3 protein-coding genes are annotated in these 4724 nt (G+C 63.8%); 1 reads left to right on the forward strand and 2 read right to left on the reverse strand.

Annotation, left to right across the window (positions count from 1 at the left end):
• Positions 1-453: DnaB-like helicase N-terminal domain-containing protein (locus tag PV350_RS44715; RefSeq protein WP_500339078.1), on the reverse strand; the 453-nt coding region annotated here is incomplete at its 3' end.
• A 246-nt stretch (positions 454-699) separates the two neighbouring features.
• Here PV350_RS44715 and PV350_RS44720 point away from each other — a divergent pair.
• Positions 700-948, forward strand: coding sequence for a DEAD/DEAH box helicase family protein (locus PV350_RS44720; RefSeq protein WP_500339079.1), 249 nt, complete (start codon positions 700-702; stop codon positions 946-948).
• Between the two features lie 11 nt (positions 949-959).
• On the opposite strand, the gene PV350_RS44725 is transcribed toward PV350_RS44720, so the two are convergent.
• Positions 960-3860: a hypothetical protein gene (locus tag PV350_RS44725; protein ID WP_500339080.1), complete on the reverse strand. Its 2901-nt coding sequence runs from the start codon at positions 3858-3860 to the stop codon at positions 960-962.
• Positions 3861-4724 lie beyond the last annotated feature (864 nt).

The following is a 4724-nucleotide window of genomic DNA, read 5'->3' on the forward strand; positions in this document are numbered from 1 at the left end:
CTGCAGTCCGTTGGTCAGGGCGTCCAGGTCGATCAAGCCGGTGGAGATTCCGCTGAGCGCGCCGGCGCTGGCGGCGCGGCGGTCGTAGTCGTCGTGGAACAGGTCCAGGGCCGGGCCCAGCAGGTCCAGGCCGTCGTCGCCGGTGTCGTCGTAGACGGCCTGCAGGGCCTGCTGCTGGGTGGCGATGATCTCGCTGGCCGTGCCCTCACCGCGCATCGCCTGGTTCGCTGCGGTCAGGTTCGCGGTGATCACCTCCCGCAGCGCGGCGCGCTCGCGGACGATGAGGGCGTAGTGCTCGGCGTTGGCGACTGTCGGTGTGGCCTGCACCAGCTGGTGCAGGTACGGAGCGCCGCCAGCCCGGGCAATGTCGCCGGTCCTGGTGAGCTCGGCCGCCACGGTGATCGGGTCGGCTGCATCGCCCCGCAGGTAGAGGGTCGTGATCGTGGCGAACACCGTGGCGTGCGCGGGCCGGTAGAAGTGCCCGCCGGACGGACATCGAGACCTCCAAGACTTCAGCGCTCGCGTCGCAAGACAACAGCATCGCGCGCCCACCACCGGCTGGCGCCTCTTCCAGGCCCTACACCAACATCCGGTCCAGCACCGGACGCCGTCGCCCTGGCACAGCAGGCCTGGACCGGCGATTAACGTGGCCTCCTACGGGACCTCCACACGTCCCGGGATCGGGGAGCTGAACAGCCCGTGGCGACGACATTGGAAACCTGGTCCGAGAAGGCAGCGATGGATCCACTTCCGCATCAGATTGAGGCATCTGATGCGGCGGTGCGGGCCCTCGAGTTGGCTCCGGGTCGGGAAATGCCTGCGCAGGGTCTGCGGGCGCAGGTCATTGCGGCGACCGGTTCGGGTAAGACGTTCATCGGCGTTCTGACGGCGCGAAAATTGCGGGCGGGCCGGGTCCTGGTGCGCTTCAGACAGCGCTCGAATCAGTGAAACCGAATACGCTATCGATAAGCGGGGAGATCTCCTGATCCGGACGGATCGGCGATGACGCCCGCATGCAACAATTGTTCGCCATAATTCAGCGACCATCGATAATCATATCGGGGCGAATGCCGAGGATTTGCAATACGGTCACGGAACGAACGATGATGATGCGTGCCACTTTGAGGGTTTGAGAACCAATCCGCAACAAGGCGATCGAAAAATGCGGCACGAAGTGGGGCGGTTTCTCTTAGGTATTCTTGTTCGGCGAAATAGAGCCCCGCCGTCTGAATTAGATCTTCCATGGCGCCAATTCTGCCACCTTTGGTCACCGGGCGTTCTTGAAATGCTTGTATGAATTTTCCGTCGCTGGCCCAAATGCCCACTTCGCGAGTGAACCTTGGCATTTCCGCGGCCAGTTCTCGAGCAATATCGGCGGCATGCTCGTCAAGAGGCTTCCATCGCCTGAATACATTCGGGTGACGTTCCTTTAGGGATTTCATAGCCTGCCAGTGCCGTGGTCCATCAAAGTCGGACATGTAGAAGGAGTTAACAAAGTCTTCTTCTGGTGTCAGGGCTACCTCACCCCGCCTAGCAGAGGGCCATTCCACAAGATTCCAGAACTGGTTGCCAAACTCAGTCAATTTGTAGCGCAGGAGCCCGCGAGCCAGTTCGCCAGTGGCGATCCGGTCAATTTCCTCCACGGGACTGTGCTGCAGCGTATCGTAAAAATTGATCACTTCTCCAACCGAACAAAATTGAGCAGTCGCCTCACGATCGATCCCGTAGCCAGCGAAGTCAGGGAGGCGCCTCAAGGAGTGGTTGATTACGGCGGCAAAACGCACCTCTTGCCGATACTCTCCTCGGCTGGACGATCTGCGCCTTTCTCCCAAGATGGGCGCGTAATGCCGCAGCGCTGCATGCAAGCCGCTCACTACTGACGGCTGCCAGTCACCGGGCCGCAGGCTTCGAACGATATGCATATCGCGCACTTTCATATAAGGAAGCGCCTCGATACCGGCTATGGAATCGAAGCGAATTCCGAACTCGGCTTCAATGTTTCGTGCCAGGCTTGCAAGGACTCTGTCATCCTGCGCCTGCGGCAGATAATGCGGCAGCTCATGAACGCCGGGCATGCCGAGTGTCCTGGAGGCATGCTCCGGCACAAGCTGCGAGGACATGGGGGTCAGCTGCGCGTCACCATCGTCGGGCCTGCCTGGGTTGCCGCCTACCAGGCGTGGGCGTGCCTTGAGGTCTGCGTCGGTCGGGTTCAAGGAGTCGAGGTCAATGCCCAGGCGTTCCAGCGCTGCCCGCGCGTGGTCAACGGCGTGTGTAGCCCTCTTCAAGGCTTCTTCCGCGTTCTTAACCGCGTCTTCAAACGGTTCCTGCTTGAGGCTCTGCCCGCCTTCCATGCTGTTGGCCATCCGCTGGCGCAGGTCCTCCTCGGCGGCAGCAGCCCGCCCCTGCTCCTGGACAGCCTCCTGATAGGACCGCAGAGCATTAGCGTGCGATTCTTCAGCAGGGGCATGAGCAAGGGTCTCAGCAGCCAAGCCTGTGCCGATGCCGGTCACTTCGGAGCCGACACCAGCTTGCGGCGTCGTCGGCTGCACTCCGGCACTGCCTGCCCCACCACCCGCCCGCACCGCAGCGAAAGTGGAACCGCGCGACGCACCAGCACCGGTACTCTCCTGGCTTGGGGGCTCAGGCACGGGTTGTGTTGCGCCGTCACGTGCCCGGATCCAAGCATCCCCCATCGTCAAAACGAATCCACCGCTGTCGACAGAAACCCTGCTGGTTCCGCCGAACGTCTCAACACCCAGCGCTTGGCTGATCTCCGCAAGGTGCCTGCCCCGCCCGACATCACAAACAAGACAGACGGCCTGCGAAGCCAGTCGTTCCTCAAACGACCGGCGCCGGCGGATCACCGCAGCCAGCCTGGCGCCATCCACCGGAAGTAGCCCGTCCATGGTGTGCACCAGCGGGTACCCCGCGCCCTCATTTGCGTCCGGACGGGTGCCATGGGCACTGAAGAAGTATGTGTCCCTGCCGTTCCACGGTACGTTCCATTCCTGGCCGTCCGGATCCCGCTTCATGCGGCCTCCCACGGACAGACCCATCCGATACGTGTCGAGCGAACGCAGCGGCCAATAGCTCCGGAATGCCATGTCCGTGGGGGCGTGGGATCGGTGGCCGATGGTCTGTCCGTCGTCGGCGGCCAGCGGGATCAGCTGCAGGTCGGATTCAAGGAACAGCCTACCGTCGGTGAAAAAGACCTCCGTTGCTGTCCGTTCCCTGATAGTGCCGTCGGATCGTGGTTCGGTGCGGTGCCACTGGCCGGCCGGCTCGTTGGCCGGGTGCACAACCTCCAAGTTCAACCACGTTGCATCTGCCCGGAGGGCGGGGTTGCCGGTGTGGGACCACACCGGCAGCTTGATGCGTTCGGCGATCGCACGGGCCAGATCCAGGTTCCGCGCCGCTGCTCCAGGAATGACCAGCACCACCGAGGGATGCCTGCGCAGCTCACCATCCTGAGCAAGAAGATCGCCGAACTCCTCGTAGCCCAGGCGGTGCTCGCCCGTTGCGGTGGTCACCCGCACAAAGCCCGGACCGGACGCCTCAAGCTCGGCCCGGACAAAGTACGGACTCCTCCCGGACAGCGTCCACGGCACGCGCATGAGCATGGTGTGCTTCCGATCATCGCCCTTCACCTGCCCGTACCTGGTGAAGACGCCGCTGAACCACCTGACGCTCTCCGGGCTGGGGCTGGTGAAGTCCAGGCCGTGGACGACGCCACTGCCGTCACGCAGGGCCGTGGTCGTCGCATCAGCCAAAGCCGACACGGGATGAGGACTGAAATCAATCCCCGGCCGGACCACCCGCAACCCCACCGTACTCGCGCTCAGCACCATCCGCCGCCGCACGGAAACCTCCCGCCCGAACCTGACCAACGCATCCGGGGCCAGCTGCTGCGTAATAGAAGGGCCCAGCACAGACCTCAGCTGGTTGCGGACCTCCCTACCCACGATGCCGGCCGCTACCGGATCACCCTCGTCCGCAGAAATAATCACCTGAGGAAACGCCGCCCCATCGCCATAGGCATGCCACAACCGCAATTCGACCGCATACCCCCGCACAAACCCCGCCACACGGTCAAGGGCCTCTGCGGTAAAAGGTTCACGGCCTCCCTGCACCTGCACCGAAGCCGGCACTGTCTTAACACTGGCAAGATGGTCAGCAAACGTCTGCGCGCTCCACCCATTCGCTGGCCTCACCAACCCCCGCACAGCTGCACCGCCAGCCGAACCAACCACAGCGTCGGCAGACACACCCGCCACTTCCCGCCCCACAGCCGCAGGCGCACTGGACCACGCGCTGAAAACCCGACCACCCGGAGAATCACCCCCGCCTGGCCCGGACTCCGGGAAAGAGCTGGTACCGCTGCGTGAGACATCCCCACCCTCAACGCCGCTGCCGCTGCCCGCCAGAACAGTGTTCTCCCGGACAGAACCTTCCCCTGGAGACACCGAAACAGCAACAGAACCACCGGTATCAAGGATCCTACGCACCTGCTCACGTTCCGGCGTGCCAGACGCCCGACGGGCCAGCTCCGCCTCCAGGACCCCGCGCATCTGCGCTTGGTCATCCACCAGCGCCATCCCCACAAACGGGCCACGCCGCGAACCAGGCGGCTGAGAACGAAGCCTGGCACGCTCGGCCGACACGTGCCTGATGACGGCGTCCGCAGCCGCCTGGCCAGACCGGCGGGCCACCGCAACAGCACCCAC

Origin of the sequence: Streptomyces sp. PA03-6a (genome assembly GCF_033792765.1) — a bacterium.
Classification (GTDB): domain Bacteria; phylum Actinomycetota; class Actinomycetes; order Streptomycetales; family Streptomycetaceae; genus Actinacidiphila.